The organism is Leucobacter celer subsp. astrifaciens (assembly GCF_001273835.1).
GTDB classification, from domain to species: Bacteria; Actinomycetota; Actinomycetes; order Actinomycetales; family Microbacteriaceae; genus Leucobacter; species Leucobacter celer.
Window position 1 is genome coordinate 1 of sequence record NZ_JHEI01000126.1, and the last position, 250, is coordinate 250.

1 pseudogene is annotated in these 250 nt (G+C 72.4%); it reads right to left on the reverse strand.

Annotated elements, in window-relative coordinates:
• Positions 1-233: pseudogene (locus AMS65_RS00440) on the reverse strand (methionyl-tRNA formyltransferase); the annotation flags it as partial.
• Positions 234-250: the final 17 nt, after the last annotated feature.

Genomic DNA, 250 nt, shown 5'->3' on the forward strand with positions numbered 1-250 from the left:
GACGGGGGTTGCGGGTGCTGGCCGGCCACCGTTCGCTGCCCTTCGCCGTGTGGCCGTGGGGGGTCAAGCCGGCCCTCATCTCGCAACAGTTTGTGCCCGTAGCTCGCCTCGCCCTCCTGCGGTTCCCCGGCTTCGGCGTTCTCTGCGAGCAGCGCCACCGCATCGACCAATGCCGCCGTGCCGAACGACGCGAGATCGGTGAGCGCCGCACCGGCGGTCGTGCCCTCGGGCACCTCGCGAGCATCGCGCG